This is a genomic window from Sphingorhabdus pulchriflava, assembly GCF_003367235.1.
Classification (GTDB): Bacteria; Pseudomonadota; Alphaproteobacteria; order Sphingomonadales; family Sphingomonadaceae; genus Sphingorhabdus_B; species Sphingorhabdus_B pulchriflava.
Genome location: NZ_QRGP01000001.1, coordinates 1,472,966 through 1,498,372, shown reverse-complemented (window position 1 = coordinate 1,498,372; position 25,407 = coordinate 1,472,966). Strand labels below are relative to the sequence as shown.

The 25,407-nt window shown below is 58.1% G+C and carries 30 protein-coding genes; 7 read left to right on the top strand and 23 right to left on the bottom strand.

The features are described 5' to 3' along the window. Nucleotides 1–54: 54 nt before the first annotated feature. The 4 genes from DXH95_RS07480 to secB form a co-directional block, all read right to left on the bottom strand. Nucleotides 55–741 carry a DUF4136 domain-containing protein gene (locus DXH95_RS07480; protein WP_239016576.1) on the bottom strand — a complete coding sequence of 229 codons (687 nt, stop codon included), beginning with the start codon at nt 739–741 and terminating at the stop codon, nt 55–57. Nucleotides 742–858: 117 nt separating this feature from the next. Then, complete coding sequence (gene trpS / locus DXH95_RS07475; RefSeq protein WP_115548746.1) at nt 859–1,857, bottom strand: tryptophan--tRNA ligase; 999 nt, start codon at nt 1,855–1,857, stop codon at nt 859–861. A gap of 2 nt (nt 1,858–1,859) precedes the next feature. After that, entirely contained in the window at nt 1,860–3,458 is a 1,599-nt protein-coding gene (murJ, locus tag DXH95_RS07470; RefSeq protein WP_115548745.1) for a murein biosynthesis integral membrane protein MurJ, read from the bottom strand. 24 nt (nt 3,459–3,482) lie between these two features. Next, nucleotides 3,483–3,992: a protein-export chaperone SecB gene (gene secB, locus DXH95_RS07465; protein WP_115548744.1), complete on the bottom strand. Its 510-nt coding sequence runs from the start codon at nt 3,990–3,992 to the stop codon at nt 3,483–3,485. Between the two features lie 270 nt (nt 3,993–4,262). Here secB and DXH95_RS07460 point away from each other — a divergent pair, with 270 nt between their 5' ends. The 3 genes from DXH95_RS07460 to DXH95_RS07450 are packed head-to-tail and all read left to right on the top strand — an operon-like array spanning nt 4,263 to nt 6,728. Next, nucleotides 4,263–4,925: a Tim44/TimA family putative adaptor protein gene (locus DXH95_RS07460; RefSeq protein WP_115549456.1), complete on the top strand. Its 663-nt coding sequence runs from the start codon at nt 4,263–4,265 to the stop codon at nt 4,923–4,925. A 13-nt stretch (nt 4,926–4,938) separates the two neighbouring features. Then, a complete protein-coding gene (mltA, locus tag DXH95_RS07455; protein WP_115548743.1) occupies nt 4,939–6,174 on the top strand; it encodes a murein transglycosylase A in 1,236 nt (411 codons plus the stop codon). Next, on the top strand, nt 6,174–6,728 hold the full coding sequence (locus DXH95_RS07450) for a Smr/MutS family protein (protein ID WP_115548742.1): 555 nt from the start codon (nt 6,174–6,176) through the stop codon (nt 6,726–6,728). The genes mltA and DXH95_RS07450 overlap by 1 nt, the downstream gene beginning before the upstream one ends. Here DXH95_RS07450 and dapE read toward each other — a convergent pair. After that, complete coding sequence (gene dapE, locus DXH95_RS07445) at nt 6,725–7,864, bottom strand: succinyl-diaminopimelate desuccinylase (protein ID WP_115548741.1); 1,140 nt, start codon at nt 7,862–7,864, stop codon at nt 6,725–6,727. The two genes, DXH95_RS07450 and dapE, sit on opposite strands and share 4 nt — an antisense overlap. Nucleotides 7,865–7,920: 56 nt before the next feature. On the opposite strand from dapE, the gene DXH95_RS07440 reads away from it, so the two are divergent. Then, on the top strand, nt 7,921–8,385 hold the full coding sequence (locus DXH95_RS07440) for a cupin domain-containing protein (protein WP_181883593.1): 465 nt from the start codon (nt 7,921–7,923) through the stop codon (nt 8,383–8,385). A 94-nt stretch (nt 8,386–8,479) separates the two neighbouring features. On the opposite strand, the gene DXH95_RS07435 is transcribed toward DXH95_RS07440, so the two are convergent. The 16 genes from DXH95_RS07435 to DXH95_RS07360 form a co-directional block, all read right to left on the bottom strand. Beyond that, nucleotides 8,480–9,151: a glutathione S-transferase family protein gene (locus DXH95_RS07435; protein ID WP_115548739.1), complete on the bottom strand. Its 672-nt coding sequence runs from the start codon at nt 9,149–9,151 to the stop codon at nt 8,480–8,482. An 85-nt stretch (nt 9,152–9,236) separates the two neighbouring features. Further along, on the bottom strand, nt 9,237–9,848 hold the full coding sequence (gene yihA, locus DXH95_RS07430; RefSeq protein WP_239016575.1) for a ribosome biogenesis GTP-binding protein YihA/YsxC: 612 nt from the start codon (nt 9,846–9,848) through the stop codon (nt 9,237–9,239). A 168-nt stretch (nt 9,849–10,016) separates the two neighbouring features. Further along, the gene (gene yidC, locus DXH95_RS07425) at nt 10,017–11,789 is read right to left on the bottom strand and encodes a membrane protein insertase YidC (RefSeq protein WP_115548737.1); all 1,773 of its coding nucleotides are present in this window, start codon (nt 11,787–11,789) and stop codon (nt 10,017–10,019) included. Nucleotides 11,790–11,824: 35 nt separating this feature from the next. Continuing rightward, entirely contained in the window at nt 11,825–12,037 is a 213-nt protein-coding gene (yidD, locus tag DXH95_RS07420) for a membrane protein insertion efficiency factor YidD (RefSeq protein ID WP_115548736.1), read from the bottom strand. Then, nucleotides 12,034–12,369 (bottom strand): ribonuclease P protein component, encoded by a 336-nt coding sequence (gene rnpA / locus DXH95_RS07415; protein WP_239016574.1) that lies wholly within the window; start codon nt 12,367–12,369, stop codon nt 12,034–12,036. The genes yidD and rnpA overlap by 4 nt, the downstream gene beginning before the upstream one ends. A 26-nt stretch (nt 12,370–12,395) precedes the next feature. Then, on the bottom strand, nt 12,396–12,530 hold the full coding sequence (gene rpmH / locus DXH95_RS07410; protein ID WP_115548735.1) for a 50S ribosomal protein L34: 135 nt from the start codon (nt 12,528–12,530) through the stop codon (nt 12,396–12,398). Nucleotides 12,531–12,645: 115 nt separating this feature from the next. Continuing rightward, a complete protein-coding gene (locus DXH95_RS16090; RefSeq protein ID WP_181883592.1) occupies nt 12,646–12,987 on the bottom strand; it encodes a hypothetical protein in 342 nt (113 codons plus the stop codon). 74 nt (nt 12,988–13,061) lie between these two features. Then, on the bottom strand, nt 13,062–13,520 hold the full coding sequence (locus DXH95_RS07400; RefSeq protein ID WP_115549454.1) for an SRPBCC domain-containing protein: 459 nt from the start codon (nt 13,518–13,520) through the stop codon (nt 13,062–13,064). A gap of 11 nt (nt 13,521–13,531) precedes the next feature. Beyond that, the gene (locus DXH95_RS07395; RefSeq protein ID WP_115548734.1) at nt 13,532–14,188 is read right to left on the bottom strand and encodes a glutathione S-transferase family protein; all 657 of its coding nucleotides are present in this window, start codon (nt 14,186–14,188) and stop codon (nt 13,532–13,534) included. Further along, complete coding sequence (locus tag DXH95_RS07390) at nt 14,185–14,664, bottom strand: VOC family protein (RefSeq protein WP_220272282.1); 480 nt, start codon at nt 14,662–14,664, stop codon at nt 14,185–14,187. The genes DXH95_RS07395 and DXH95_RS07390 overlap by 4 nt, the downstream gene beginning before the upstream one ends. Next, on the bottom strand, nt 14,664–15,446 hold the full coding sequence (locus DXH95_RS07385) for a VOC family protein (protein WP_115548732.1): 783 nt from the start codon (nt 15,444–15,446) through the stop codon (nt 14,664–14,666). The genes DXH95_RS07390 and DXH95_RS07385 overlap by 1 nt, the downstream gene beginning before the upstream one ends. A gap of 11 nt (nt 15,447–15,457) precedes the next feature. Continuing rightward, nucleotides 15,458–15,841, bottom strand: a complete 384-nt coding sequence (locus DXH95_RS07380) for a DUF1428 domain-containing protein (RefSeq protein WP_115548731.1) — start codon at nt 15,839–15,841, stop codon at nt 15,458–15,460. A 35-nt stretch (nt 15,842–15,876) separates the two neighbouring features. After that, complete coding sequence (locus DXH95_RS07375) at nt 15,877–16,287, bottom strand: VOC family protein (RefSeq protein WP_115548730.1); 411 nt, start codon at nt 16,285–16,287, stop codon at nt 15,877–15,879. Beyond that, nucleotides 16,284–16,913, bottom strand: a complete 630-nt coding sequence (locus DXH95_RS07370) for a TetR/AcrR family transcriptional regulator (RefSeq protein WP_115548729.1) — start codon at nt 16,911–16,913, stop codon at nt 16,284–16,286. The genes DXH95_RS07375 and DXH95_RS07370 overlap by 4 nt, the downstream gene beginning before the upstream one ends. Before the next feature lie 78 nt (nt 16,914–16,991). Then, the gene (locus tag DXH95_RS07365) at nt 16,992–17,480 is read right to left on the bottom strand and encodes a GNAT family N-acetyltransferase (protein ID WP_115548728.1); all 489 of its coding nucleotides are present in this window, start codon (nt 17,478–17,480) and stop codon (nt 16,992–16,994) included. Nucleotides 17,481–17,528: 48 nt separating this feature from the next. Then, nucleotides 17,529–18,245, bottom strand: a complete 717-nt coding sequence (locus DXH95_RS07360; RefSeq protein WP_115548727.1) for a hypothetical protein — start codon at nt 18,243–18,245, stop codon at nt 17,529–17,531. A 166-nt stretch (nt 18,246–18,411) separates the two neighbouring features. On the opposite strand from DXH95_RS07360, the gene DXH95_RS07355 reads away from it, so the two are divergent. After that, nucleotides 18,412–19,920, top strand: a complete 1,509-nt coding sequence (locus DXH95_RS07355; protein WP_115548726.1) for a YifB family Mg chelatase-like AAA ATPase — start codon at nt 18,412–18,414, stop codon at nt 19,918–19,920. A gap of 54 nt (nt 19,921–19,974) precedes the next feature. Here DXH95_RS07355 and DXH95_RS07350 read toward each other — a convergent pair whose 3' ends face one another. Both DXH95_RS07350 and DXH95_RS07345 read right to left on the bottom strand, forming a co-directional pair. Beyond that, nucleotides 19,975–20,616: a peptidylprolyl isomerase gene (locus DXH95_RS07350; protein ID WP_115548725.1), complete on the bottom strand. Its 642-nt coding sequence runs from the start codon at nt 20,614–20,616 to the stop codon at nt 19,975–19,977. Between the two features lie 4 nt (nt 20,617–20,620). Then, the gene (locus tag DXH95_RS07345) at nt 20,621–21,154 is read right to left on the bottom strand and encodes a regulatory protein RecX (RefSeq protein WP_115548724.1); all 534 of its coding nucleotides are present in this window, start codon (nt 21,152–21,154) and stop codon (nt 20,621–20,623) included. A 91-nt stretch (nt 21,155–21,245) separates the two neighbouring features. On the opposite strand from DXH95_RS07345, the gene DXH95_RS07340 reads away from it, so the two are divergent. Both DXH95_RS07340 and DXH95_RS07335 read left to right on the top strand, forming a co-directional pair. Continuing rightward, nucleotides 21,246–22,970, top strand: a complete 1,725-nt coding sequence (locus DXH95_RS07340) for a fatty acyl-AMP ligase (RefSeq protein WP_115548723.1) — start codon at nt 21,246–21,248, stop codon at nt 22,968–22,970. Between the two features lie 82 nt (nt 22,971–23,052). Further along, the gene (locus DXH95_RS07335) at nt 23,053–25,407 is read left to right on the top strand and encodes a putative bifunctional diguanylate cyclase/phosphodiesterase (RefSeq protein WP_239016573.1); all 2,355 of its coding nucleotides are present in this window, start codon (nt 23,053–23,055) and stop codon (nt 25,405–25,407) included.

Genomic DNA, 25,407 nt, shown 5'->3' with positions numbered 1-25,407 from the left:
CCCGCCAAGGTGATACCAGGCGGGGCAATGCGTCCTTTGAGCTGTTCGACCAGCCTATTTCTTCTTGCCGCTATCCTCTGGTGCGACCGAAATGCGTACGGTTTCCCCGCCATTTCCCGGAAAGCCGGTGAACATGGCTGTTACCAGATTGGGGACCAGATAGGGAAGGCGATTAGAGCGCGATTTGGCCTCGGCCTTGCCTTCGAACAGGCGTTCGCCAGTGGTGCTGTTTTCAATCTGCATCTCTATGCCGCTGGTGTAAACGGTGTAGCTGCGCACGTCATAGCCACGGCCAAAGCCTGGGCCGTATAAAAACGGGTCATGCCAGCCATAGACATAACGGGCACCACGCGGCGTGCGGACGATATAGGGACGGTAATAGCCCCGACCGAAACCATAGCGACCATAGCCCCAGAATGGATCGTAAAAGGGGTCGTCATAGACGACGGTGCGTTCCTTTCCGTCATCGACACCATAACCGAATTTGACGGTCAGATCAGCAGGTGCGCCGGGCGCTGCCGGGACGTAACCGACCTTGGTCATCTCCGCGGATACCATCGCGGCATATTGGCCAAATTCGATCCCACCTTCTTGCGTTGAATCCGCGGCTTTGACGGTGAAAGTCTGGCCTTGGGGTGCAGGCATTTGCTGGAAACGCGATACATCGGCCTTGAACGGCGTCGCACAGGCCCCGAGCGTCAACAGCAGTGCAGGAGCCAGTATTGTAGCAGCTTTACGCATCGACATAATTACCTCCATTTCCGCCAATATAGGCGGGCTTGCGGTGATATCTATCTGAAAAGCGCTGAACTGTGGTTGAACGGAACTGTGTTCAGCCACAGGACATGTAACAAATTGTCAGCGCAGAAGCCCCAACGCCTGATAGGCGCGGGCGAGGGTCGGTTCTGCCAGCTTCCTTGCCTTCTCGGCACCGCTCTGCAACGCAGCGTCGATCGCTGCTGTGTCGCTGCGCAGTGCATTGAACCGCTCGGCAATCGGCGCAAGTTTGCTGACCAGCAACTCGCCCAGTGCCGGCTTGAACGAGCCAAAGCCTTGTCCGCCGAATTGCGTCAGTACAGCGTCGACACTGCTGCCTTCCAGGGCAGCATAAATGCCCACCAGATTTTCGGCTTCAGGGCGGCCCGCCAGACCGTCTTTTTCGCCTGGTAGCGGTTCGGGGTCGGTTTTGGCCTTGCGCACCTTCTGCATGATCGTGTCGGCATCATCGGTCAGGTTGATGCGGCTCATGTCCGAAGGATCGGACTTGCTCATCTTGGCGCTGCCATCGCGCAGCGACATGATACGCGCCGCTTCGGGAGGAATGATCGGTTCGGGCAGGGTGAAGATCTCTTCGCCATTACCAAAATCATTGTTGAACTTCTGCGCGATATCGCGCGCCAGTTCCAGATGCTGTTTCTGATCTTCACCAACCGGCACATGGGTTGCCTGATAGAGCAGGACATCAGCGGCCTGCAGCACCGGATAGGTGAACAGCGCAACCGAAGCGCCTTCGCGGTTTTTGCCGGCCTTGTCTTTCCACTGCGTCATGCGATTGAGCCAACCCATCCGCGCGGTGCCGTTCAGCAACCATTGCAACTGGCTGTGCGCGGGCACCTGCGTCTGGTTGAACAGGATCGACTTGTCGGTATCGATGCCGCAGGCTATCAGCGCCGCCGCCATCTCGCGTGTGTTGGCGGTGAGTTCGGCAGGCACATGCGGCTGCGAGATCGCGTGCAGATCGGCGAGGAAGAACAGGCATTCGCCCTGATCCTGCATTTTCACCCAGTTCCTGATCGCTCCCAGATAATTGCCGAGATGCAAATTTCCGGTGGGCTGGATGCCCGATACGACACGCATGATCAGTTTTCCTGTTGGTTTGCGGTTTCAGTAAGCCGATTGCGACGCAGCAACCTGTTGATACGGTCTCTGTCGACTGCACCGACGGAATAGCCAATGGCAAAATAGGTAAACAGGCCACCGCCAACAAGTATCGTCAGTGCCGCAATACGTGTCAGGATGTCGTCGGAGAAATAGGGCATCATCCAGCCCATCATCCACCATAACAGCGCTGACATGAACGCCGTTGCTATAAGTTGGCGGAATATCCTGCTGCCAAGCTGGGCGCTGAAATGGAACCAGCCGCGCCGGTGCAACACAATGTAGAGCAGCAGACAGTTAAACGTCGCCGATGCCGCCGTCGCGCCTGCAAGTCCGACGATACCATAACGGCTTACCACGTACAGATTGAGGGCTATGTTGAAAATCAGTGAGGCGAGCGCTGTATAAACCGGAGTGCGTGTATCGGAACGAGCGAAAAAGCCCGGATTCAAGATTTTGACAATAACATAGGCGGGAAGCCCAGCGACCAGCGCCATCGTAATCTGCGCCATGATCTGACCGTCTGCGATAGTAAACTTACCGCCGACGAAAAATGCAGTGACAAAGGCCGGTGCACAGATTGCCAAAGCAGCGGCCGCCGGAAGTGTCAAAAGCGTTGCTGTTTCAAATGCTTCGGATTGCAGCCAATGTGCGCGATCCGCATGGCCATTCTGGATATGACGCGACAGCATAGGCAAAATTGCGGTGCCAAGCGCGATACCGACAATCCCCAATGGCATCTGGTTTAACCGGTCTGCCATCTTCAATAGTGTCAAGGAGCCTTGCGGAAGCGAAGTCGCAAAGAAAGTATCGACGAACTGGCTTATCTGGTAAATTCCGGCACCGAAAGTTGCGGGCAGAATGACCATACCGAGTTGCTTGACTTCGGGAGTCATTTTCGGACGTCGCACATGGAGTTTCAAACCAGCGCGGCGCACTGCCCACCAGAGATAAATAAACTGAACCAACCCGGACAGCGATACCGCAGCACTTAGGGCGTAAACGACGAAGCGGTCATCGCCGCTGTTTCCGCGCCAATAATATCCACCGACAATTCCCCCAATCAGCACGATATTGAACAATATCGGGGCAATCGCGCCCGGTGCGAAGCGCGAACGGGCATTGAGTAGGCCGGTCAGCATTGCAACCAGACTGATGAAAAACAGGTAGGGAAAAGTGACCCGGCTGAGGAGCACCGAAAGTTCAAACTTGCCCGGTACCGACTGGTATTCGCTCGCGAGGCCGTAAACGATAATCGGCATCACGATCATCGCCAGTGCTGAGAATCCTAACAAAATCCAAATAAAAACCGAAAGCACGTCGTCGGCGAAACGGGCTGCATCTGCTTCACCGTCTTCACCAGCCAGCTTTCGCGAATACATCGGTACAAAGGCTACCGAAAAGGCCCCTTCCGCAAACAGGCGGCGAAAGGTATTGGGCAGGGTGAAAGCCAATTGATAGGCGTCGCCCGCTAGCCCCGCCCCCAACACCCGCGCCAGCAGGATATCACGGACAAAACCGAATATTCTGCTGATCACCGTGAAACCGGCGATGGTAGAGGTGTGTTTGAGCAGGCTCATCGCCCGTCCCCCAAATGGATGGGCTTACGCCTCGCCAGCCGGCTGCTGTTCGGCCATTGCCTGTGCCTGTGTCAGCTGCTGGATATACAGCGCGTTGAAGTCGATGGGGTCGAGGACGAGCGGCGGATAACCTGCATCGCGGATTGCATCGGCAACAACACGGCGGGCAAAGGGGAACATCAGACGCGGCGCCTCTCCGAAAAGAAACTGGTGTGCCTGACCTTCATCAATGTTGCGCAGTCCGAACAAAGTTGCATATTCGAGTTCGACATTGAAATGCACGCCCTGGTCGGCAGCTGCTTTGACGCCAAGCTTCAGGCTGACTTCATGCACTTCCTCGTTGACCGGGTTCACCTCGATATTGACCTGAACGTCAATCTGTGGCGCGCCTTCCCATCCATAGCTGTGGGGCGCATTCGGGTTTTCGACCGAAAGGTCTTTCACATATTGATTGAGCATGCCGACAGCTGGCGCTGTATCTTCGCCATTGGCTTTTAACATGTCAGATACGATGTTGCCTTCTTCTTCGGCCATTTTTGTCGGGCTTTCCTTGCTTTTTCGGGCCGTCCCTCACGGCCCTGATGTTGGCGGTGCGCCTAGCAGGGGGGCAGACAAAGGGCAATGGGTAGTGATATTTGCAAGCGGCCGAAAAACTTTTGCGCCAAGCTATTTGAATCTCGCTTGGTAAATGCCTATGTAGGTATTGGAAGCTGGGCATTTTTAGCCGTTCAACCGCCATTAACCCCGGCTTTGTTTTTTTGCGATATCAGGGTGAAGTCCCTGCGCAGTGGTAAAGGCAAGTTCATGGTGACGTTTGAAATCATTTTGCTGGCAATGGTTGCGGCTTTTCTGGGCTTGCGGCTTTACTCGGTGCTGGGCAAACGTACCGGTCATGAGCAGGAACCCGTTGTCCGTCCGGCGATGGAAGATCGCAAGCCAGCAATCGTGCGTACGCCCGTCGGCCAACCCGAATCCACAGCGTCAACCCCCATATTCGACAGTCCGCTTTATGACAGCGCGGCGCAAAGCGGGCTGCGCGCTATCGCAAATGCAGACCGTCAGTTCGATGCACCTCTGTTCGTTGAAGGTGCGAAATCGGCCTATGGCATGATCCTCGAAGCATTCTGGAAGGGGGAGAGGGAGAAGCTTCGCTTTCTCTGCGATGATGATGTTTATGATAGCTTTTCAGCGGTTATTGACGACCGCGCATCGCGCGGTGAAACGTTGGAAAATCGCCTCGTGCGGATTGAAGAAGCGCGCATTGTCGACGCCAGCTATGATCATCCCATGGCGCGGATTACGGTTCGCTTTGATGCCGATATCGCTGCGCTGATCAAGGATTCCGAGGGCCGCGTCATTGGCGGTTCTATGACGGATGCGGTTGAAACGCACGATGTGTGGACCTTCTTCCGCGATGTTAAATCAGGCGACCGCAACTGGAAGCTTGACGAAACCGACTCGGTCTGATTCATCCCGGGGCATGAAAAGCCCCATCTTCGCGCTTGCGCTGCCGACCCTGTTGCTTTCCGCTTGTTCGGGCGGGATTATTCCGAAGGGCGGCGCATCTGCCCCTTCGACAACGCCTGCGCCGGATGTGGCCGCTAAGCCGGTTCCGTCAACGCCCGTGCCGCCCATAGCTGCGGCTGCGGCTACAGGTGAAATCCTGAACGCAGCCAGTGCGGGGCTAGTTCGAGGGCCAGCCATTGGTGGCTTGAGTGTAGATCCGCGCAAAACCAATCTGGCGCTGGCCTCTTTCCGTACATCGTGCCCAGGCCTGCTCAAGCGCACGGACAATTCCGGTTTGACGCAGGGCAGCGACTGGCAGGATGCTTGTGACGCGGTGAAGACATGGACGGGCGATGCGATCTCCTTCTTTGCGACCTATATGGATGCCGTGCAGGTCGGGGAGGGCAAGGCCTTTGTCACCGGCTATTTCGAACCCGAAATTGCCGGTTCGCGCACCAAGCAACCCGGCTATGACATTGCGATCTACAAACGCCCATCCGATCTGATCGACGTCGATCTTGGTCTGTTTTCGGATGAACTGAAGGGTAAGTCCATCCGTGGCAAGGTGCAGGGGACGAAGTTCATCCCCTATGACGAGCGCGCCGCGATCGTCGATGGCTCGCTGGCTGGGCGTGGGCTCGAAATTGCCTGGGCGGCGGACCCAATCGAATTTTTCTTCCTGCAGATCCAGGGGTCAGGTCGGTTGCGTCTTCCCGATGGCGGGGTGATGCGTATCGGCTATGAAAGCCAGAATGGGCGCGGCTATACCGGCATAGGCAGGCTGATGAAGGATCGCGGCCTGATTACCGATGGATCGATGCAGGGCATCGTCAAATATCTGCGCGAAAACCCTGAAGAGGGGAAGAAGATCATGAACGAAAACAAAAGCTTCGTCTTCTTCCGCGAATTGACCGGGGCAGGGCCGCTCGGTGCTATGGGCTATCCGGTAGTGGGCGAGGCGAGCGTTGCCGTCGATCCCAAATATGTGCCGCTTGGCGCGCCAGTCTGGCTGTCGCTCGACCGGGCTGAACCCAATGGCGTCTGGGTCGCGCAGGATACTGGTGGCGCGATCAAGGGCGCAAACCGCTTCGACAGTTTCTGGGGGGCAGGTGACCGTGCCCGGGCAATTGCCGGTGGCATGTCGGCTCGTGGAAGCGCGTTGCTGTTCCTGCCTAAGGCTGCGGTCGCGCGCCTGATCCCCGCCGAATAATGGCCCGCCGCCTCCATCCGGAGGAGCGGTCGCTTTGGAACCGCGTGGTTGAAACGGTGAAGCCCTTGCATCCCGTAAAGGTGGCGCTGCACCCGCATCCGGTCGACGAAAGCGTCGCCCCGGCGAAGGCCGGGGCCGCTTCCAGCAAAGCGCGAACCTCCAGCGGCCCTGGCCTTCGCCAGGGCGACGCGATTTCCAAACAGCCTAAAGCCATCGACAGCAATCTTGATTCGCACTGGGATCGGCGCTTTCATAAAGGCGCGGTAATCCCAGATATCAGCATTGATTTACACGGGCAGGGGCTGGCCGGTGCGCATGCAAGGCTCGATTACACACTTGAGCAAGCCATTCATCAGCGGCTGCGTGTGGTGCTGCTCGTAACAGGAAAAGCGCGCGCGCACGACCGTACGAGCGGCGCGGGCCGGGGCGCGATTGCTGCTGTGGTGCGTGATTGGTTGGCGGCTTCACGCCATTCGTCTCACATAGCCGCTGTCCGGCAGGCCCACCCGCGCCACGGTGGAGATGGGGCCCTGTATATTGTGCTGAAACGCTAGGCGTTGAGCAAACGCAGCGTTACCCGCCGATAAATCTCTGTCAGCGCATCAAGATCGGCAATGGCGACCGCCTCGTCCAGCTTGTGCATGGTTGCATTACAGAGGCCGAATTCGACGACTGGGCAAAGTTTCGATAGGAACCTGGCATCCGATGTGCCGCCGGTGGTTGAGGCTTCTGGGACAATTCCGGTCACTTCTTCTACTTCGGCCGCCATCGTTGCCGACAGTTCGCCCGGCGGCGTCAGGAATGCCTCGCCCGAAATCATCGCTTTCAACGTACCGCCGCCTGGCTCAACAATTCCGCGGATCAATTCGACCAGGCTTTCGCCGCTGTGGAGATCGTTGAAGCGGATCGACAGCCGCGCCAGCGCCCTGGCGGGGATGACATTGGTAGCCGGATTGCCGGTGTGCAGTTCGGTAATCTCGATATTGCTCGGCTGGAAAAATTCGGTGCCTTCATCGAGCGCCACTGCCTTGATCTGCGCAAGGATCGCCACCAGCCGCGGAATCGGATTATCGGCCAGATGCGGGTAAGCGACATGGCCCTGTGTGCCTTCAACGGTGATCCACATGTTCACCGATCCACGCCGCCCCACCTTCATCATGTCGCCCAGTCGATCGACGCTGGTGGGTTCGCCGACAAGGCACAGGTCGGGCACGGTACCGCGCGCCTGCATATGGTCGATGAGCGCACGGGTGCCGTGGATTGCAGGGCCTTCCTCGTCGCCAGTTATGATCAGACTGATCGTACCGGCCTCTTCTGGAATTTCGTGCAAGGCCGCTACAAACGCAGCGATGCTGCCCTTCATGTCGACCGCGCCGCGCCCGTAAAGCAGATCGCCTTTGATGACAGGTTCAAAAGGTCCGCTGGACCAGCCTTCGCCAGGAGGGACTACGTCCAAATGCCCGGCAAAGGCGAAATGGCGTCTGCCTTTTCCACGGATTGCGAACAGGTTTTCCACGGGCCCGCCATGCGCCGGATCGGCATCATCCGCGCCGGCAATGAAGCGCTCCACGGAAAAGCCCAAGGGCACCAGCATCGCTTCCATCGTATCGAACACGCTGCCGCGTGCCGGCGAAATGCTTTCGCAGGCCATCAGGCGTTGGGCATAGTCCAGGGCAAGGCTGTCTGTCATTTGCACCGCATGGCAATCGCGCTATGTTTTGTCCATAAATTCTGAACGGGAACATTATGCCCAAATTAGACATTGAAGCCATCCCGAAATCGAATGCCACCGGCTATCCGGAGCCATTCGACAAGGAGGTTGAGGGGCGTTGGTGGCGCAGGCTGGCGCCTGCCGCTGGCTTGACGCTGATGGGCGCAAGCCATGTAGTCCTAAAACCCGGTGGCTGGTCGTCGCATCGCCACTGGCACGAAAGCGAGGACGAGATGGTCATCATGCTCTCGGGCGAGGCGTTACTGATCGAGGATGATGGGGAGACTGTCATGCGTACCGGCGACGTGGCAGCCTGGCCAGCGGGCGTGCGCAATGGCCATCATATGATCAATCGAAGCGATGCAGACTGCAGTTTCATCGCAATCGGCGTGGGTGATCGCTCGACTGGTGGCGGCTATTCGGATATCGACATGATGTTCAGCGAGGAACATTATTACCACAAGGATGGCACGCTGTACCCGACGAAGAGGCTGAAATAGCGCGTCTCCCCGGCGTAGGCCTGGGCTGCGGTCGGTTTTCGCAGGCAGCGCAGTAGAAATTTCCTGCGGCCCCGGCCTACGCCGGGGAGACGGGTCACTTCCCCGGCTCGTTCTCGAACTTTTCGATCACCCATTCTTCATTCTGGGCCGACTGGTACCACTCCTGCATCCATGGATGGGCAAGTACAGCTTCGATATAGCTTTGCGCAAAGCCTGGAAGAGTGAAGCCATAGGTCACAAAGCGCGAAACGATCGGCGCGTACATAATGTCTGCGGCACTGTAGGTGCCGAACAAATATGGCCCTTCCTTGCCGAAACGCGCGCGCGCTTCCGCCCAGAGGCCTAGGATACGCAGCGCATCATTGCGCGTTTCCTCGCTGATCGTCATGCCTTCATAGGTCTTGCGCAGGTTCATCGGACATTCGCGACGCAAGGGCAGGAAGCCGGAGTGCATCTCGGCGGCCATCGCCCGCGCCATGCCGCGCGCAACCTCATCCTTGGGCCAGAACCGCTCGCGCCCGACCTTGTCGGCGAGATATTCGAGGATAGCGAGGCTGTCCCAGATGACCGCATCGCCGTCCCACAATATCGGAACCTTGCCAGACGATGGGGCGAGGTCTTCCTCACGCTTCCGCTCGTCCCATGTCGCATCATAGAGGGGCACGGTCATCTCGTCAAAATGCAAGCCGGACTGTTTGCACGCCAACCAGCCCCGCAGCGACCAGCTCGAATAGGCTTTGTTACCGATGATGAGTTTGAGGGTCATTGAAATATCACCGTAAGTCCTGAGCCTGTCGAAGGACGTCTCTAGGCCTTAAGCCGCCCTTCGACAAGCTCAGGGCTCCGGTTTTCTAACTCGCAATGGCTTCTAGCACCGCCTCGCGCAGGGCATCAATCCCGCCCTTCTTTTCCGCAGAGGTAGCCGAAATCACCGGGAAGGCGGCGCTGTGCTTGCGCAATTCGTCCAGAGTCGCGGCCTCAACTGCTGCGAGTTCGCTGGCCTTGATCTTGTCCGTCTTGGTCAACACGATACGATAGCTGACGGCAGCACCATCGAGCATCTTCATGATTTCGCGGTCGACTTCTTTGATCCCGTGACGGCTGTCGATGAGGAGGAAGGCGCGTTTCAGCACCTGACGCCCGCGCAGATAATCATTCACCAGATAGCGCCATTTCTGCACTGTTTTCAGCGGAGCCTTGGCATAGCCATAGCCGGGCATGTCGCAGATGCGGAAGATGGGCGGTTCGCCGACATCAAAGAAGTTCAGCTCTTGCGTGCGCCCCGGCGTGTTTGATGCGCGCGCCAAACCATTCCGGTTGACCAGTGCATTAATGAGGCTCGATTTGCCGACGTTCGAACGGCCAGCAAAGGCGATTTCGGGAACATCTGCATCGGGCAGGAATTCGAGACCAGGGGCCGACTTCAGAAAGTTGACCGGGCCTGAGAAAATTTTTGCGTCCATAAACTTTGCCTCTTTCATCCTCTCCTCTTCAGGGGAGAGGCAACGAGACTAGGCCTTGCATCGCAAGGCCTAGTCGCAGTCGGTGAGGGCCCCCTCTCCAAGTGCGGCTAGCTGCAGGAGCAGCAAGCCTTGCTATCCTCTCCCCCGGAAGGGGAGAGTTGTTGTATATTAAGCCTTCGCCTTCTTCTTTTCGGCTTCTTCCTTCGCCATCTGCTCTTTCAGGATTGGATGCTTGGAATAGAGCCATTTCTGCTGACCGATCGAAATCAGGTTCGACACTACCCAGTAGAGCTGCAGGCCAGCCGCGAACGGTGCCATGATGAACATCAGGAACCAGGGCATGATCGCAAAGACCTGCTTCTGCACTTCGTCCATTGGCTGCGGATTCAGCCGCTGCATCAGCCACATTGTGATGCCGAGCAGGATGGGCAGGATACCAATGGCCAGAAATGCCGGGGGCGTGAATGGCAGAAGGCCGAACAGGTTGATCGGAGTAAGCGGATCGGGAGCCGAAAGGTCCTTCAACCACAGCGCAAAAGGCTGGTGCCGCATTTCGACCGTCAGCATCAGGATTTTGTACAAAGCGAAGAAGATAGGAATTTGCAGCAGGATGGGAAGGCAACCCGCCAATGGGTTGATTTTCTCTTCCTGGTACAGCTTCATCATCTCTTGCTGCAGCTTAGGCTTGTCGTCCTTGTAACGCTCCTGAAGCGCTTTCATCTTGGGTTGCACGGCACGCATGCCTGCCATTGAAGCAAACTGCTTTTGTGCGACGGGATACATGAACAAGCGAACGATGATCGTCAGCGCGATGATGGCGACGCCGAAATTGCCGAACAGGTCGAATAGCCAGAGCAAAATGGTCAGGAACGGAATGGCGATGAACCAGAACCAGCCCCAATCGATCGAATAATCGAGATAGGGGATACCAATCTTGTCGGTATAGGCGCGCAGTTCCTCAAATTCCTTGGCACCGGCAAACAGGCGGGAAGTTTGGGCAACCGACTTGCCTGCGTCGACCGCAGTCAGCTGCGCATTGCGCACATTCGCCCAATTATAGCCGTCCTGCGACTTGAATTCAGCCTTGACCGGGATTTTCTGGTCGGGGATCAAAGCCGCAAGCCAGTATTTATCGGTCATGCCGTTCCAACCGCCGGTGGTGGCAAAGCTCACCTTGCCGTCGGGCGCCTCGGCGACCTGGTCATAGCCCCAGTCATAATTTGGTTTGCCGTCGAAGACACCTATAGGGCCGATGTGAATCTGGGTGAAAATCGATCCACCCTTAGTGGCGTCTTTGGGTTTGCCTTTGCGGCTGATGATGCCAAAGGGCGCGACATTCGCGGTCGGCAGTCCGGCAGCGTTGCTGAACCGTTGTTCAGCGGTCAGCATATAATGTTCGTCAATCGACAGCTTGATTTCGAAACTCTGGCCTTCGGGGTTGGTCCAGGTCAGGCTGACCGGCGTCGAAGGCGTCAGCTTGTTTGCGCTAGCGGTCCAAAGCGTCTTGTCAGTCGGGAAAGTTGCACCATTGCCAGTCCAACCAAAGCGGGCGAAATAGGAGTTGGATGTACCGGAGGGCGCAAACAGTCGAACCGGCGGCGACTTTTTGGAGAGTTCTTCACGATGGGCAAGCAGGACGAGATCGTCGATGCGCGCTCCTTCGAGATTGATCGAACCCTTCAGCTTGGGCGTTTCAACGGCTACGCGAGGTGCGGCCGAAAGGGCTGTGGGCAGTGCGATCTGCTTGGCAGGGGCAGCGGCGGTCGTGAAATCGGCTCCATCTGAACTGGCACCTGTCGGCTTCGCCGGGCTTGCCGTGGTCGCTGATGATGAAGCTGCAGGCGGCGGAGTCGGGAAAAACATGTTCGCGACATAGGGCCAACCGAAAAGGATAAGGCCCGTCAGCAGCACAGCCAGAATGATATTACGCCGGTCTTCCACTCAAATATTCCCTGTTAATTCAATATCTGGATCTGTCATGGCACAGGATCATATCCGTGCCCGCCCCAAGGATGGCAGCGCAATAGCCGTTTCAGCGCCAGCCAGCCACCCTTAATCGCGCCATATTTCTGCAAAGCTTCTATCGCATAGGACGAACAGCTTGGGGCATAGCGGCAGGTCGGGGGCAGGATGCGCGAAGGGCCGTATTGCCAGCCACGGGCGATGAGGATGAAGAGCTTGGCGATCATGCAGAAAGCTTCCGTAACGCCTTGGTCATTTCTTCACGCAGCATTCCGAAATCGCGCTCGATTCCGCCGTCGCGGCCGATGAGGATATGGTCAGCACCCGCCTTGCCCAATTCAGGTAGCAGCTCAGCCGCCAGTTCGCGGAAACGGCGCCGCATGCGGTTACGCACAACCGCATTGCCGACCTTTTTAGTGATGGTGATACCCAGCCGTTTCGCCGGGTTGTCGTCACGCCGATCGTGCACCAGCAAAACGAAACCGGGAGTTGCATAGCGCTTCCCCCGGTTGGCAGCCAGAAACTCCGGCCTTTTTCTGATGACTTCATAGCCGCGCACGCAGCGGCTACCGAAAGCTTCGGCGCTTAGGCCGAGAGCTTCTTGCGACCGCGAGCGCGGCGGCCGTTCAGAATCGCGCGACCAGCAGCAGTCGACATGCGGAGACGGAAACCGTGACGGCGAGCGCGCACAAGATTGCTCGGTTGAAAGGTGCGCTTCATGGCTCAAATCCTCAATAAAATCAGCAATTGGAATAAAAACAGCCGCCGAATCTCTACGGCGACCGCCTTTGTTGAGCGGGCCTTTATGGTTTGGGCGGGCAAAAGTCAACATGACTCAGGGCAGTTTTTGCCCAACGTCGTCGCGTTGAAACAGCTGCATCAAGTCGCGCTTGACGGGCGGGAAGGGCGGGCGCGTCTTGAACCGCTTGCGCCGCATCGCCCAATTGGCCCATTCGCCATATTCGGGGTGCCGCTTGGCTTGATGTGCAAATTGCTTTTTCGCCCAGCGCGAATTTTTGAGGACAAGCGCTAGGCCAATTGGAAAAAGAATTAATCCGCCAGGTCCAGGTAGCCAACCGATCAGAGGAGCGAGGATCATCAGGAACCAGCCGAGCACGATCATCACCCATTGGAATGACCGGTTATTGGAAATGTTGCGGCGTTTGGCGGCTGGCATGGCGGCGATGTGGGTATTGGCTCTCCGGCCTGCAAGTAAATGTTCCCCTCCCGCCTGCCAGTGGGCGAAAGCGGTTATCCCTCACACAACGCCACGAGTTGGTCGGCGCAGGCACCCCAGCCTTCTTCAAAGCCCATTTTGACGTGGCGTTTGCAATCGTCCTCGGTCCAGTGTCGGCACAGCGCGGTGTAGCGGGTGCCATCGCCTTCGGGTTCAATGCTCCAGATGCCAATCATGAAAGGGCCTGCGGGCATCAGATCGCCGATTATGGCGTCGGTAAAGGCAAAGCGCTGCCCTTCATCCCATGCCAGCACAGTGCCGGGATGCGGGTGCACTTCGCCATCGGGGCCATACATTGTGCACATCGACGCACCACCCGCTCGCCGTTCGAGCTTGTCAAACTCCGCGCGCCAGGGTTTGGGGCACCACCAATCATTGATGCGGTTGGTCATAATGTCCCAAACCTTTTCGGGCCGGGCGGCGATGAAGCGGGTGATCGAGAGTTCCCAGCCATTGTCTGCGCTTGCGGTCATGTTCATTTCCTTCAATCTCTGTCAGGCGCGCCGAGCGGGAAATAGCCGCGATAGGGGCGGGCGCCCTCTACACAGCGTGCGACCGATGGGCGGGCAAGCAATCGCGCGCGATAGGCTTTGAGCTTCCTGCACTCGTCAGGAATGGGTTGCGTCCAGTCGGCATAGAAAAGGGCAGGTGCACCCGAGCAATCCGCCATCGAAAATTCGTCTCCACAAGCCCATCCATCCTCGGGAATTTGCGCTTCCAGCCAAGGATAGATGGTGGAAAGCGTTGCCCGCGCCCGTTCTACGCGCGCAACGTCAGGCGTCTCAGTGATCCATGGGATATATTCCGAAACCGCCGCCTGAAAGCTGGCCTCCAGATGGCAGTCGAACACGCGGTCGAGCAGCCGCACCCGCAGCGCCGCTGCGCGGTCGTCCGGGATCATACGGGGCGTATCGGGATAGGCGATATCGAGATGTTCTATGACGATTGAGCTTTCATAGACACCTTGTCCCTGATCGACGAGCACCGGCATCTGCCCGCGCACCCAGTGCGACCGCAACTGATCCCAATGTTCGGGATGCTCGTCGTCAAGGATCCGAAACTCGAAATCTAGTCCCTTTTCGTACAGCGGGATAAGCGCTTTCCAGGTGTAGCTGGAAAAGGGGTGGCCGTAGAGGATCATGCGCCGCGCACCGCTGCTTCAATTGCCGCATGGTCGATCTTGTGCATCGTCATCATCGCCTCAAACGCGCATTTCGCCACGTCGCCACCTGCTGCCATCGCCTCGGTCAGCACGCGCGGGGTGATCTGCCAGTTGAGGCGCCATTTGTCCCTGCACCAACCGCAGGCGCTTTCCTGACCGCCATTGCCGACAATAGCGTTCCAGTAGCGGTCTGTTTCTTCCTGACTGTCGGTGGCGATCTGGAAGGAGAAGGCTTCGCTCTGCGGGAAAATCGGTCCGCCGTTAAGGCCGATGCATGGGATGCCACAGACAGTGAACTGGACGGTCAATACATCGCCCGCCTTACCCCCGGGGAAATCGCTCGGCGCACGGTCGACGGCTTTGACCCTGCTGTTCGGAAAAGTCGCGGCATAGAAATTGGCGGCCTCTTCGGCATCCTTGTCATACCAGAGACAAATGGTGTTTTTAGCGGTCATCATTTTCCTCCTACGAGCGCGAACATCGCTCCCTGCGGGTCGATGCCCTGCACGATCCAGTCATTGCCGGGAACTTCCATCGGGCCGTTGATAACCTGTCCGCCGCTGGCGGTGATTGCAGCGTGGGCGGTGGTAATCGAGGGAACACGGAAGTAATGCGCCCAGCCGGTGGGGGTTCCCTCAGGTGCCTGCATGATCGCGCCGACACCGCCGCCGTCATGGTCGATAAACTGATATGTCCCCATCGGTCCCATGTCCATCGGCTCGGGCAGCGTCCACCCGAACAGCTTGGTGTAGAAGGCCAGCGCATGGGCCTGATTGCCAGCATACAACTCGTTCCACGAACAACGACCTTGCAGGTTGGTCGAAAAGGCGGTGCTCTCGCCGCCACCGGGTGGGGGAGTAGGCGTCATCACATAAAAGGGGCTGCCGCAGCAGTCCGCCACCATGGCAATTCGCCCGGCCATTGGCACATCGCGCGCAGGCATCAGGCATTTGCCGCCCGCCGCTTCGATTGCCGCGACGCTGGCATCGGTATCATCCACGCCGATATAGCCCAGCCAACTGGGGCGAGCGCCATGCTGAACCATTTCGGGTGATAATGTCAGGACGCCGCCGGTCATGCCACCATCGGCATTGGCGATGAATCCATAGCCGTCGGCCTCTGGCGGGCCAGCGCTCATCGTCCATCCCGGAACGACTGCTTCGTAAAAGGCCTTCGATCCGCTGAAATCGGTGGTCATCAATTCGTACCAGATCCAGCTGCCGTGCAATCTAGCCATGACGTATCCTTTCAGGCTTTGAGGTCGAGAACGGGCGCGAAGCCGCCGAAAATCATCCGCTTGCCGTCGAACGGCATCGGGTTCTTTTCGGGGTCCATGCGCGGATCGGCCTTGGATGGGTCTTCCATCCACTCGGTCATCTTGGCGAAGGCGGCGTCGCGGGTTGCCTTGTCGGGCCATTCGATCCAGCTGAACAGCACTTCCTCGTCCGCCTCGGCCTTCACGGCCATGCGGAAATCGGTGGTGTGGCCTTTCTGAACATCGTCGCCCCAGCATTCGACCACGCGCAATGCGCCCAGATCCATGAAAACGCTGTCACCCAATTTGGCGTGCGCAATGAACTTCTCCTTGTTCGCCTTGGGGCAGGCGATCACGAAACCGTCGATGTAACTCATTTTTCTCTCCTCCATCTGCCCCCTTTTCGGGGTGCTTATTCGCTCGGCGGCACCGCTGTCGGGTCCATCCAGAAGGGTTCCCAGATATGGCCGTCTGGGTCGGCGAGCGTGCGCTGATACATGAAGCCATGGTCCTGCGGCGGATTGAGGTCTGCGGTTCCACCGGCGGCAGCACCGGCATCCACCAAAGCGTTCACCGCATCCCTGCTGTCGAGCGTGATCGCGATCATCACTTCGCTAGATGTCGAAGGCGGGATCGGGCGATCGGTGAAACTTTGCCATTTGGCGTGGGTCAGCAGCATCACCATGATCGACTCGCTCCACACCATGCAGGCGGCGGTCTCGTCGGTGAAATGCGGGTTGTTGGTGAAACCGAGGGCAGTGTAAAAGGCCATCGCCTTGGGCAGGTCTGCCACCGGCAGGTTGACGAAAATCATCTTGCTCATCCGGTTTCTCCTCTTTCGAACAGCATTTTTATGTAGCGTTGGAGGTGGAGCACGCTGTCGCGCGCTTCTTTGGGGCTGTTCTTGGCCTTGGCGATGATGAAGGCGCCCTGCAGCACCGCTTGGATATGATAGGACAGGCTTATAGCCGAAATGCCGTCGCGGATGCCGTAGCGTGCGATGGCCGCTTCGATATCCACGGCCAGCCGTTCGCAATAGGCGCTGATGCTCGCATCGCTGGCGCAGCGCAGGGTGTCGCTGCTGGCAAAGCTTTCTTGCACCATCGTGCCGACAAAGCAGGTGAAGCCTTCGGGCGGGCCTTCGAGCATGAACATGCGGAAGTCGATATGGGCAAGCAGGCGCTCGAGCGGGTCTTCGATCCGTACCCAGGGGGGCAGGGTGAAGATCAGTTCATCGGCGCGCGCGGTCCATTGCTCGGCGGCGGCCACGCCCAGTTCCTCTTTGGACGCAAAATGGTGGAAAAACGCGCCTTTCGATACGCCCGCCGCTGCGCAAATCTCGTCCACCGAAGTTGCGGCATAACCCTGTTTGCGCACCAGCATATGCGCCGCGTCGATCAGTTTCGACCGGGCAGAAGGGCGCGGGGCCGTGGCATTGCGACTCGACATCTGCAAAACATACCAACTAGTCGGTATGTCGTCAAATCGCCCTGAGGCAGTGCAGTGAAAGGACTGCTTTTGAATGGATTAGAGCTTAAGCGTCATGGTGACGTGCACGCCATCGCCGTGCCACAGGCGCTCGACATGGGCGTCGGTCGTCTCGAAACCGACTTTCTCATAAATCGCCATCGATGAAGCGAGGCCATCGGTAGTCTCTAAAAAGACTTCGCGGTGACCGCATGAACGCGCATGATGGAGCGCGAGGTCAACCAGCTTGCGTCCGGCACCGGACCCGCGTGCTTCAGGAAGCAGCACCACCCAGCGCAACTGGCCAACCTCTCCGCGATCGACCAGCGCCGAGCAGCCCACAGCCTTGCCATCCATTTCGGCGAACCAGACGCGGCTGCGGCTAGGTTGGTCTAGCTGCGCCTCGGCAACAGTTTCGGCGACAAAGTCCCAGAATGGCGGGCCGAACCGATCGCCTTCGGGGGCATAGCCAAGGCGATGCAGGTCGACGATCAGCTGATCATCGCCCGGTCGCCGTTCGTTTCGGAAAGTGATTGGCGCAGCCTCCATGCCAGGCGGCTTAAGAGGAAAATCTCCGGCTAATCAAGCGGCAGAAGCTCAATCGAGCCGGACGTAGCGCGCCAGATCTCGGCTGTTGAGATACAGCGCATCATCGTGCGGGGCGCTGTTGGTCATCGCGTAGAAACGGCGGGCCTCGGTCTCGCTCAACCCCATTTCGCGATAGAATCCAATATAGTCCTGATGCACCGGATCGTCGGCGGCGAAGTCGTCTGCTTCAAAGCCATCCTCGTCGCGCCAGCTGTGGACTGCGAATTCAGCGGTCGGTGCCGCGCGACGCTGGGTACCTGCTAGAAATAACTCAACGCCGCCTGAACGGACCGACCCGCCATCCGGTACATAAGTCATGACGCCATGACGTCGCACCATCCGGGCGAGCGCGAGATTGGCCTCATCGTCGCCAGTGCCGGGGCAATCGATCATGTCGATTTGCTTGAGCGTGGGGAACGCGCGCAGCAACGCGGCGAATTGCGCTGGCGTTTCGCTTTCGACGCTGCCGATCAGTTCGGCTCGGTCGGGCGCGACCATATGGAATGGACCGAAACTCGCCAGCGGCGTGCGGCTGGGAGCGATGTCGCCAAAGGGCTGGGCAACGAAACGCTCGGCCGTGGTGCCACCGTCATCCAGCTCGACGACTTCCTCGATTTCATAGACTTCGCTCGCCGTTTCCAGCGGTGCCGCGTGGCTCGGCACTGCGATCAGGATGAGCGCGAGCAGGCCTGCAATGCCGATGGGAAAGGGAGGACGTGTTGCCATGATGGCTGCGCCTTTGCACGCGCGCGCATTGCCAATTCCTCTGCGCCGAGGGTTAAAAGGAATTTAGGCATGATTTGCCTTCGCCGGATTTCATGCTAACCGTTGGCGGCGCGCGGTGGCCAAAATGGCGCAACTTTTGGACCTGTTTCTAAGGAGTTGCCGCGCCATGGTCGCGATTGTTTCTACCGTTGCCTATCTGGGGCTGGAGGCCCGCGCCGTCGAGGTGCAATGCCAGATCGCCCCCGGAATGGTGGGCTTTGCCGTCGTCGGGTTGCCCGACAAGGCGGTCGCCGAAAGCCGCGAACGGGTGCGTGCCGCGATTGCGGCCTTGGGCCTTTCACTGCCGCCCAAGCGGATCACGATCAACCTGTCGCCCGCAGATCTGCCCAAGGAAGGGTCGCACTACGACCTGCCGATCGCGCTGGCGCTGCTCTCTGCCATGGGCCTCGTCGATACCGAGACGCTGGCGCAATATGTCGTGGTCGGTGAATTGGGGCTCGATGGCCGTGTGGCGGCATCCCCCGGCGTTTTGCTCGCCGCATTGCACGCTTCGGGGCGACAAATGGGGCTGATTTGCCCCGCGATGCAGGGCGCCGAGGCTGCATGGGCCGGGCAGGTCGAGGTCATTGCCGCGCCCGACCTGCTGTCGCTGCTCAACCATCTGAAGGGGCAGGGGATCTTGCGCCCGCCCGAACCCGGTATTGCCGAGGCACCGGTGCGCGGGCCGGACCTGAAACAGGTAAAGGGGCAGGAGACCGCCAAGCGTGCGTTGGAGATTGCGGCGGCGGGCGGACATAATTTGCTGATGGTCGGACCTCCGGGGGCGGGAAAATCACTATTGGCCTCTTGCATGCCGGGGATATTGCCCGAGCTGACTCCCGCCGAGGCGCTGGAAGTGTCGATGATCGCCTCGGTGGCCGGCGCACTCGAAGGCGGGCGGATTTCGCGCAACCGGCCTTTTCGAGCACCGCATCACAGCGCCTCGATGCCTGCGTTGGTTGGCGGCGGAATGCGGGTGCGACCGGGGGAGGTCAGCCTTGCCCATCTCGGCATTTTGTTTCTCGACGAATTACCGGAATTCCAGAGGGTTGTGCTCGATAGTTTACGTCAACCCTTGGAAACGGGCGAGGTCAGTGTGGCCCGCGCCAACAGCCATGTGACCTTTCCGGCGCGGGTGCAATTGGTCGCGGCGATGAACCCCTGCCGCTGCGGGCATCTGGGCGATGCCGCGCTCGCCTGTAGCCGCGCCCCACGCTGCGCGGCGGATTATCAGTCGAAGGTGTCAGGCCCGCTGCTCGACCGTATCGACCTGCATGTCGAAGTGGAGGCAGTCAGCGCCGCCGATCTGGTGTTGCCACCCCCAACCGAAGGTTCCGAACAGGTCGCGGCGCGGGTTTTTGCAGCACGGCAGGTGCAGACAGAAAGGCTGGTGGGGACTGCAAAGCGCACCAATGCCGATCTGGAGGGCGAATTGCTCGAGGCGCATGCCACGCCCGACGAACCCGGCCAGCGTTTGCTTGCCCAAGCCAGCGAAGCGATGCGCCTATCCGCACGCGGCTATACGCGGATATTGCGGATCGCGCGGACGATAGCGGATCTGGCCGGATGCAAGACCGTGGGCCGCATCCATGTCGCCGAGGCGCTGTCTTATCGCCGCCAACCTCCGAGGAATTAGACCACAAATCCCCCTGCAGCTTGCGGGCGGGGTTAGGGAAGGGCCTGTAAAAACCTAAGGCGCGACCACCCGCCGTGCTGTCAGCACCTTCACCGGTTTGGCAATCATCTGCCCCTTCATCGCACCTTCGCCCAATGTGGTAGATATCGGCGCGTCGAAAATCTGGCGCACCACCTCCATCCCCGCAGTCACGCGCCCGAAAGCCGTATAGCCCGCGCGGGCCTCAGGATCGGTGGATTTGGGATCGGCGTCGAGGCTGGGCATATCCGACAGCAGGATCGAAAAATCGCCCTTCGCGGTCCCCGGGGCCCAGCGCGCCATGGAGATTGCACCCGTCTTATGCAGGACTCCCGTCTGGTCGGTGGTTTCATGCGCGATCGGGGGCAAATCGCGTTTCGGGTCGCCGCGGGTGCCGGCCTGAATCAGGCCATTGGGCTGCTCACCCCAAGCCAGTTTCATCGCCCGGTAGAAGGTAATCCCGTCAAAGCGTTTCTGGTCGACATAACGCACAAAATTGCGCGCTGCGATCGGCGCACGCTTGGCGTCGAGTTCGAGCTCGATCGGGCCTAGCTCAGTCGAGAGCACAACCTTGACCAGATCGGGTAAAGGCGCTGGAGACGGCGTCTTTTTTGATGGCGTGGCAGCAGTCAGGGCAATGAGCAGCGGCAGGGCCGCGAGGACGAATCGGCGGTTCATGCTGCTAATCTGCCTCCAAAATCTCACCGGGCAAAGCTTTGACGAACTTGCGCGCTATCTCGAAATCATGTCCTGCGCGCAGGAAGGCGGCAAATTGTTTGCGTTTCTGTTCTTCCGAGGCGGGTTCGGTGGCATAGGGCCCAATCCGTTTGCGTTGGGCAAAACGCTCGGCAGACTGCCATTTTTGTGCAGCACTCTCGGCCTGTGCATCGCCTGCATCAGCTTCGGATATGCCCTTGGCGCGCAGATCTTCGTTCACCCGGCGATGCCCCAGACCGCGCGCCGCCATCGTCCGCGCCCTTGCTGCGGCAAAGGCGGCATCGTCGATATAGCCGAGGCGCACAAAATCGGTGATAAGCGCATCCAGATCGGCGGGTTGTTCGCCATCCCAACCCCGCTCGCGCAATTTGCGTTTCAGATAGTCGGACAGCTTCTTCCGGCTGGTCGCGTAACGGCCGACATAATGCAGCGCGAGGTCGCGTAACTTCACTGGATTCAGTGGCTTAGGGGCCTTGTTCCATTTTGGTTCATCTGCCACGCCGCATTGTTGCCACAGTCGGGTCGAAATTTGAACTCCAAAGGTCGGGTAGGACGGCACGATAAGGGATCGCCAGATTAAGGGAAAGCATATGACAGGTCTAACACCCACGCCCTCCAGCGATACGCTGGAGCGCCGGTTTTCAGACTTTGCAACTTTGGGTGAAGCGCTGGATTATGCAGCGCTTGGGGCCCGCGGCCTCAATTTTCACGATATGCGTGGCGAACTGGCGCGGCCCTATCCGTTCAGCGAGATGCGCAAAGACGCGCTCGATGTTGCCTATCGCCTGCTCAGCCATGGCGTGAAAAAGGAAGACCGGATCGCGCTGATTGCCGAAACCGGGCCTGAATTCGCCGCACTGTTCTTTGGTTGCGTTTATGCCGGTGCCTGGCCGGTGCCGCTGCCTTTGCCGACCAGCTTCGGTGGCAAGGAAAGCTATATCGATCAATTGTCGGTGCAGCTGAACAGTTGCGATCCCTCGATCCTCTTCTTTCCGCCCGAACTGGCCGAAATGGCGGGTGAAGCTGCGACCAAATGTGGTGTTGAAGGCGTCAATTGGGCTGAATTCAACGATCGCATCGCACTCAAAACAGACCTGCCGCAGGCAATGACCGACGAAATCTGCTATCTTCAATATTCGAGCGGTTCGACCCGTTTCCCGCATGGCGTTGCGGTGACGCATAAAGCGCTGCTCAACAATCTGTCGGCACACAGCCACGGGATGGAACTGAAACCGCAGGATCGCTGCGTTTCCTGGCTCCCCTGGTATCATGATATGGGGCTTGTCGGCTGCTTCCTCTCGATCGTCGCCAACCAGGTCTCGACCGATTATATGAAGACTGAAGATTTCGCCCGCCGTCCGCTCGCCTGGCTCGATATGATCACCCGCGCCGATGGCACGGTGATCAGCTATTCGCCGACTTTTGGCTACGACATCTGCGCGCGCCGCATTTCGAGCCAGACGCACGTTTCGGAACGGTTCAAATTTGATCATTGGCGGCTGGCCGGCAATGGCGCTGACATGATCCGTCCAGATGTTATGCAGGCTTTTGTCGATGCATTTGGCGATGCGGGTTTTAAGGCTACTGCCTTCCTTCCCAGCTATGGCCTCGCCGAAGCCACCCTCGCCGTGTCGATTATGCCTCCGGGAGAGGGCATACAGGTCGAACTGGTTGAAGAAAGTGAATTGACCGGCGTGCCCGGATCACCCGAGCGTCCCACTCGCTATCGTGCCATCGTCAATTGCGGCAAGGCCGTGAAGGACATGACGATTGAGGTGCGCGACGCCGATGGCAACATCCTGCCTGACCGTGTGATTGGCAAGGTCTGGTGCACCGGCCCGTCGTTGATGGTCGGCTATTTCCGCGATCCGGAATCGACCGAAGCCTGCATGGCGGATGGCTGGCTCGACACTGGCGACATGGGATATATGTCCAATGGTTACATATATATAGTCGGTCGCGCCAAGGATATGATCATCATCAATGGCAAGAATTACTGGCCTCAGGATATCGAGTGGGCAGTCGAGCAATTGCCCGGGTTCAAATCCGGCGATATTGCCGCCTTCTCGGTCAGCAACGGTGGCGAGGAAACCCCCGCCGTGCTCGTCCAGTGCCGCACTTCTGACGAAGCCGAGCGCGCCAAGCTCCGTGAGCAGATCAAGGATAAGGTGCGATCGGTCACGGGCATGAACTGCGTTGTCGAATTGGTCCCGCCTCGCACGTTGCCGCGCACCAGTTCGGGTAAGCTCAGCCGGGCCAAGGCACGCAATCTTTATCTGTCGGGTGAAATTCAGCCTTACGCAATCGCCGCATAAATCAAGAAAACTCGCAGCATTTTACACGCTTTTGGCATGGCACGCTTACGATTAAGTAAGTTTCTCCGCCTATACGTACGGGGTGACCAATAAAGATTCTTCGCACGGCTTGCCTCGGGATATTTCCGCCAAGGCCCTTTTGGGTTTTGAGGATCCCGGTGGGATAGAGGCTATCCAACTGGAAGACATCCAGGCGCGGTCATTGCGAGATCTTGCCAAGGCGCATTTTTCGGTCGCTGCCATATCAGTCCTGTTGATATTCGCGATTAACTTTGGTGAGGTCCCCTTATGGGCCACAGGACTTTGGGTTGCAGCAATTGGCGGATATGCAGCACTTTGGGCAACCAATCTGCGTGACAAGCAATTAATTCAGAGCGGACGGGCGACACGTCACGAATTTCTTCGCATGGGAAAACATTCAGGTATCAGCGGGCTGATTTGGGGAAGTGCGCTCCCGATACTGGGTACCTTTGGTGCCATGCCGCAGTGGCTGGGAATATGGTCGGTCTGCCTTGCGATGATGGTCTACGCATCGTTGATGAACCCGAGCCTGCCGATTGTGGCTACGGCCTTTATCGGTGCTACATCATTGGGTGGTGTCGTTGGCTGGGTTATGCATAGCGAATATTACCTCGCACTTGCCACAGTCGCATTGGGTACTCTGATGATCTTCGGGGTTCTGCGCAGCGCAAAGGCGCAGATATTGTATGAATTTGCGAGCAATGTGTTGCAGGAAAAGTCGGAGACGGTGAGCCTGTTACTGCGCGAATTCGAAGACAGCGGAGCTGATTGGTTGTGGCAGACAGACACTGGTCGCTGCATTTCTCATGCCAGCCCGCGTTTCGCTTTTGCGTTGGAAGCCGAAGCTAAGGTTGTTGAAGGCCAGCCTTTGCTGAAATTGATCGCGGGCGATAGCTGGGAAACCGGGCGCTACCCGGACGAGCTTCACCATCTGGCCGACAAATTGAAGCGGCGCGAGGCATTTTCCAACCTCATTGTTCCGGTGACTATAAACGGTAAACGCCGCTGGTGGGAGCTTTCCGCTTCTCCACGTCAAGCTGATGATGGTTCTTTTCTGGGTTTTCGCGGAGTGGGCTCCGACGTTACCGAACAACGTGAATCTGCTGAGAAAATCTCGCATCTCGCGCGATTTGACACGCTGACCAGTCTACCCAATCGTTTGCAACTGACCGAGGCATTGGGGCAGGCGCTTTCGGATGCCGATCGCTGGCGTCGTCGCTGTGGTTTTATGATGATCGATCTCGACCGGTTTAAGGCGGTCAACGATACGCTGGGACACCCGGTTGGTGATCGCTTGCTCGCACAGGTCGCCAAACGCCTGAAAATGATCATGTCCGAAAACGAGCTATGTGGACGGCTTGGTGGCGATGAATTTGCCGTTGTGTTGAAGGACGCATCGGATGCCAATTATGTCGCGCAAGTCAGCAAGCGGATTATTGATACTATCTCTAAACCTTATGAAGTCGATCAGAATACACTCTATATTGGTGCCAGCATCGGTAGTGCGGTCGGGCCGATGGATGGCCGAACAGTTGAACTGTTGATGCGCAGTGCAGACCTTGCCCTCTATCGTTCGAAGGAAGAGGGTGGGAATACCCATCACAGCTATCAACATAAACTGCACGCAAATGCCGAAGAACGACGCGTTCTCGAATTTGAGTTACGCAACGCGCTTGAAAGTAACCAGTTCCACCTCGAATATCAGCCTGTGGTAGAGGCTAATGGCGACCATGGGGTTGTCGGTTTCGAAGCCCTGTTGCGATGGAATAATCCCAAATTCGGAAATGTTTCGCCTGCTAAATTCATTCCAGTGGCGGAAGATGCACGGCTGATTGTACCCATCGGCAACTGGGTGCTTCGCCAAGCATGTACGGATGCGATGAACTGGCCTTCTTCGATCAAGGTTGCAGTCAATGTCTCGGTTGATCAATTGACGAGCCCGTCTTTTGTGGAAACGGTCGTGCAGGCTTTGCATGATACAGGACTGCCTGCATGGCGGCTTGAATTGGAAGTTACCGAGAGCATTTTTGTTCGTGACGGGGGACTTGCGGTTCAAATTCTTGACCGCCTACGCAAACTGGGAATCAAATTGTCGCTCGACGATTTCGGCACAGGTTACTCTTCGCTTGGTTATCTCAGCAATATCCGCTTCGATACCATCAAGGTTGATCGCAGCTTTGTGACCGGTGCTTCCAAAGGTAAGGCCGAATGTATCGCGATCATTCGCGCAGTCGTTGCCATGGCGGATGCGCTGGACATTGCGACGACAGCCGAAGGCGTTGAGAATGAGGCCGAGCTGGCGATGATCCAGCAATTTGGCTGCGACAAGATCCAAGGCTATTACTTCGGTCGCCCCATGGTCATCAATGATGCCTGCGCGCTCTTTTCGGATATTCAACGCAGCAGTGTCGCCTGA

What these genes read in the sequence shown, in the direction of transcription:
- DXH95_RS07480 (WP_239016576.1), bottom strand. Translation starts at nt 741, where the DNA reads ATGCGTAAAGCTGCTACAATACTGGCTCCTGCACTGCTGTTGACGCTC.
- trpS (WP_115548746.1), bottom strand. Translation starts at nt 1,857, where the DNA reads ATGCGTGTCGTATCGGGCATCCAGCCCACCGGAAATTTGCATCTCGGC.
- murJ (WP_115548745.1), bottom strand. Translation starts at nt 3,458, where the DNA reads ATGAGCCTGCTCAAACACACCTCTACCATCGCCGGTTTCACGGTGATC.
- secB (WP_115548744.1), bottom strand. Translation starts at nt 3,992, where the DNA reads ATGGCCGAAGAAGAAGGCAACATCGTATCTGACATGTTAAAAGCCAAT.
- DXH95_RS07460 (WP_115549456.1), top strand. Translation starts at nt 4,263, where the DNA reads ATGGTGACGTTTGAAATCATTTTGCTGGCAATGGTTGCGGCTTTTCTG.
- mltA (WP_115548743.1), top strand. Translation starts at nt 4,939, where the DNA reads ATGAAAAGCCCCATCTTCGCGCTTGCGCTGCCGACCCTGTTGCTTTCC.
- DXH95_RS07450 (WP_115548742.1), top strand. Translation starts at nt 6,174, where the DNA reads ATGGCCCGCCGCCTCCATCCGGAGGAGCGGTCGCTTTGGAACCGCGTG.
- dapE (WP_115548741.1), bottom strand. Translation starts at nt 7,864, where the DNA reads ATGACAGACAGCCTTGCCCTGGACTATGCCCAACGCCTGATGGCCTGC.
- DXH95_RS07440 (WP_181883593.1), top strand. Translation starts at nt 7,921, where the DNA reads ATGCCCAAATTAGACATTGAAGCCATCCCGAAATCGAATGCCACCGGC.
- DXH95_RS07435 (WP_115548739.1), bottom strand. Translation starts at nt 9,151, where the DNA reads ATGACCCTCAAACTCATCATCGGTAACAAAGCCTATTCGAGCTGGTCG.
- yihA (WP_239016575.1), bottom strand. Translation starts at nt 9,848, where the DNA reads ATGGACGCAAAAATTTTCTCAGGCCCGGTCAACTTTCTGAAGTCGGCC.
- yidD (WP_115548736.1), bottom strand. Translation starts at nt 12,037, where the DNA reads ATGATCGCCAAGCTCTTCATCCTCATCGCCCGTGGCTGGCAATACGGC.
- rpmH (WP_115548735.1), bottom strand. Translation starts at nt 12,530, where the DNA reads ATGAAGCGCACCTTTCAACCGAGCAATCTTGTGCGCGCTCGCCGTCAC.
- DXH95_RS16090 (WP_181883592.1), bottom strand. Translation starts at nt 12,987, where the DNA reads ATGCCAGCCGCCAAACGCCGCAACATTTCCAATAACCGGTCATTCCAA.
- DXH95_RS07400 (WP_115549454.1), bottom strand. Translation starts at nt 13,520, where the DNA reads ATGACCGCAAGCGCAGACAATGGCTGGGAACTCTCGATCACCCGCTTC.
- DXH95_RS07395 (WP_115548734.1), bottom strand. Translation starts at nt 14,188, where the DNA reads ATGATCCTCTACGGCCACCCCTTTTCCAGCTACACCTGGAAAGCGCTT.
- DXH95_RS07390 (WP_220272282.1), bottom strand. Translation starts at nt 14,664, where the DNA reads ATGACCGCTAAAAACACCATTTGTCTCTGGTATGACAAGGATGCCGAA.
- DXH95_RS07385 (WP_115548732.1), bottom strand. Translation starts at nt 15,446, where the DNA reads ATGGCTAGATTGCACGGCAGCTGGATCTGGTACGAATTGATGACCACC.
- DXH95_RS07380 (WP_115548731.1), bottom strand. Translation starts at nt 15,841, where the DNA reads ATGAGTTACATCGACGGTTTCGTGATCGCCTGCCCCAAGGCGAACAAG.
- DXH95_RS07375 (WP_115548730.1), bottom strand. Translation starts at nt 16,287, where the DNA reads ATGAGCAAGATGATTTTCGTCAACCTGCCGGTGGCAGACCTGCCCAAG.
- DXH95_RS07370 (WP_115548729.1), bottom strand. Translation starts at nt 16,913, where the DNA reads ATGTCGAGTCGCAATGCCACGGCCCCGCGCCCTTCTGCCCGGTCGAAA.
- DXH95_RS07365 (WP_115548728.1), bottom strand. Translation starts at nt 17,480, where the DNA reads ATGGAGGCTGCGCCAATCACTTTCCGAAACGAACGGCGACCGGGCGAT.
- DXH95_RS07360 (WP_115548727.1), bottom strand. Translation starts at nt 18,245, where the DNA reads ATGGCAACACGTCCTCCCTTTCCCATCGGCATTGCAGGCCTGCTCGCG.
- DXH95_RS07355 (WP_115548726.1), top strand. Translation starts at nt 18,412, where the DNA reads ATGGTCGCGATTGTTTCTACCGTTGCCTATCTGGGGCTGGAGGCCCGC.
- DXH95_RS07350 (WP_115548725.1), bottom strand. Translation starts at nt 20,616, where the DNA reads ATGAACCGCCGATTCGTCCTCGCGGCCCTGCCGCTGCTCATTGCCCTG.
- DXH95_RS07340 (WP_115548723.1), top strand. Translation starts at nt 21,246, where the DNA reads ATGACAGGTCTAACACCCACGCCCTCCAGCGATACGCTGGAGCGCCGG.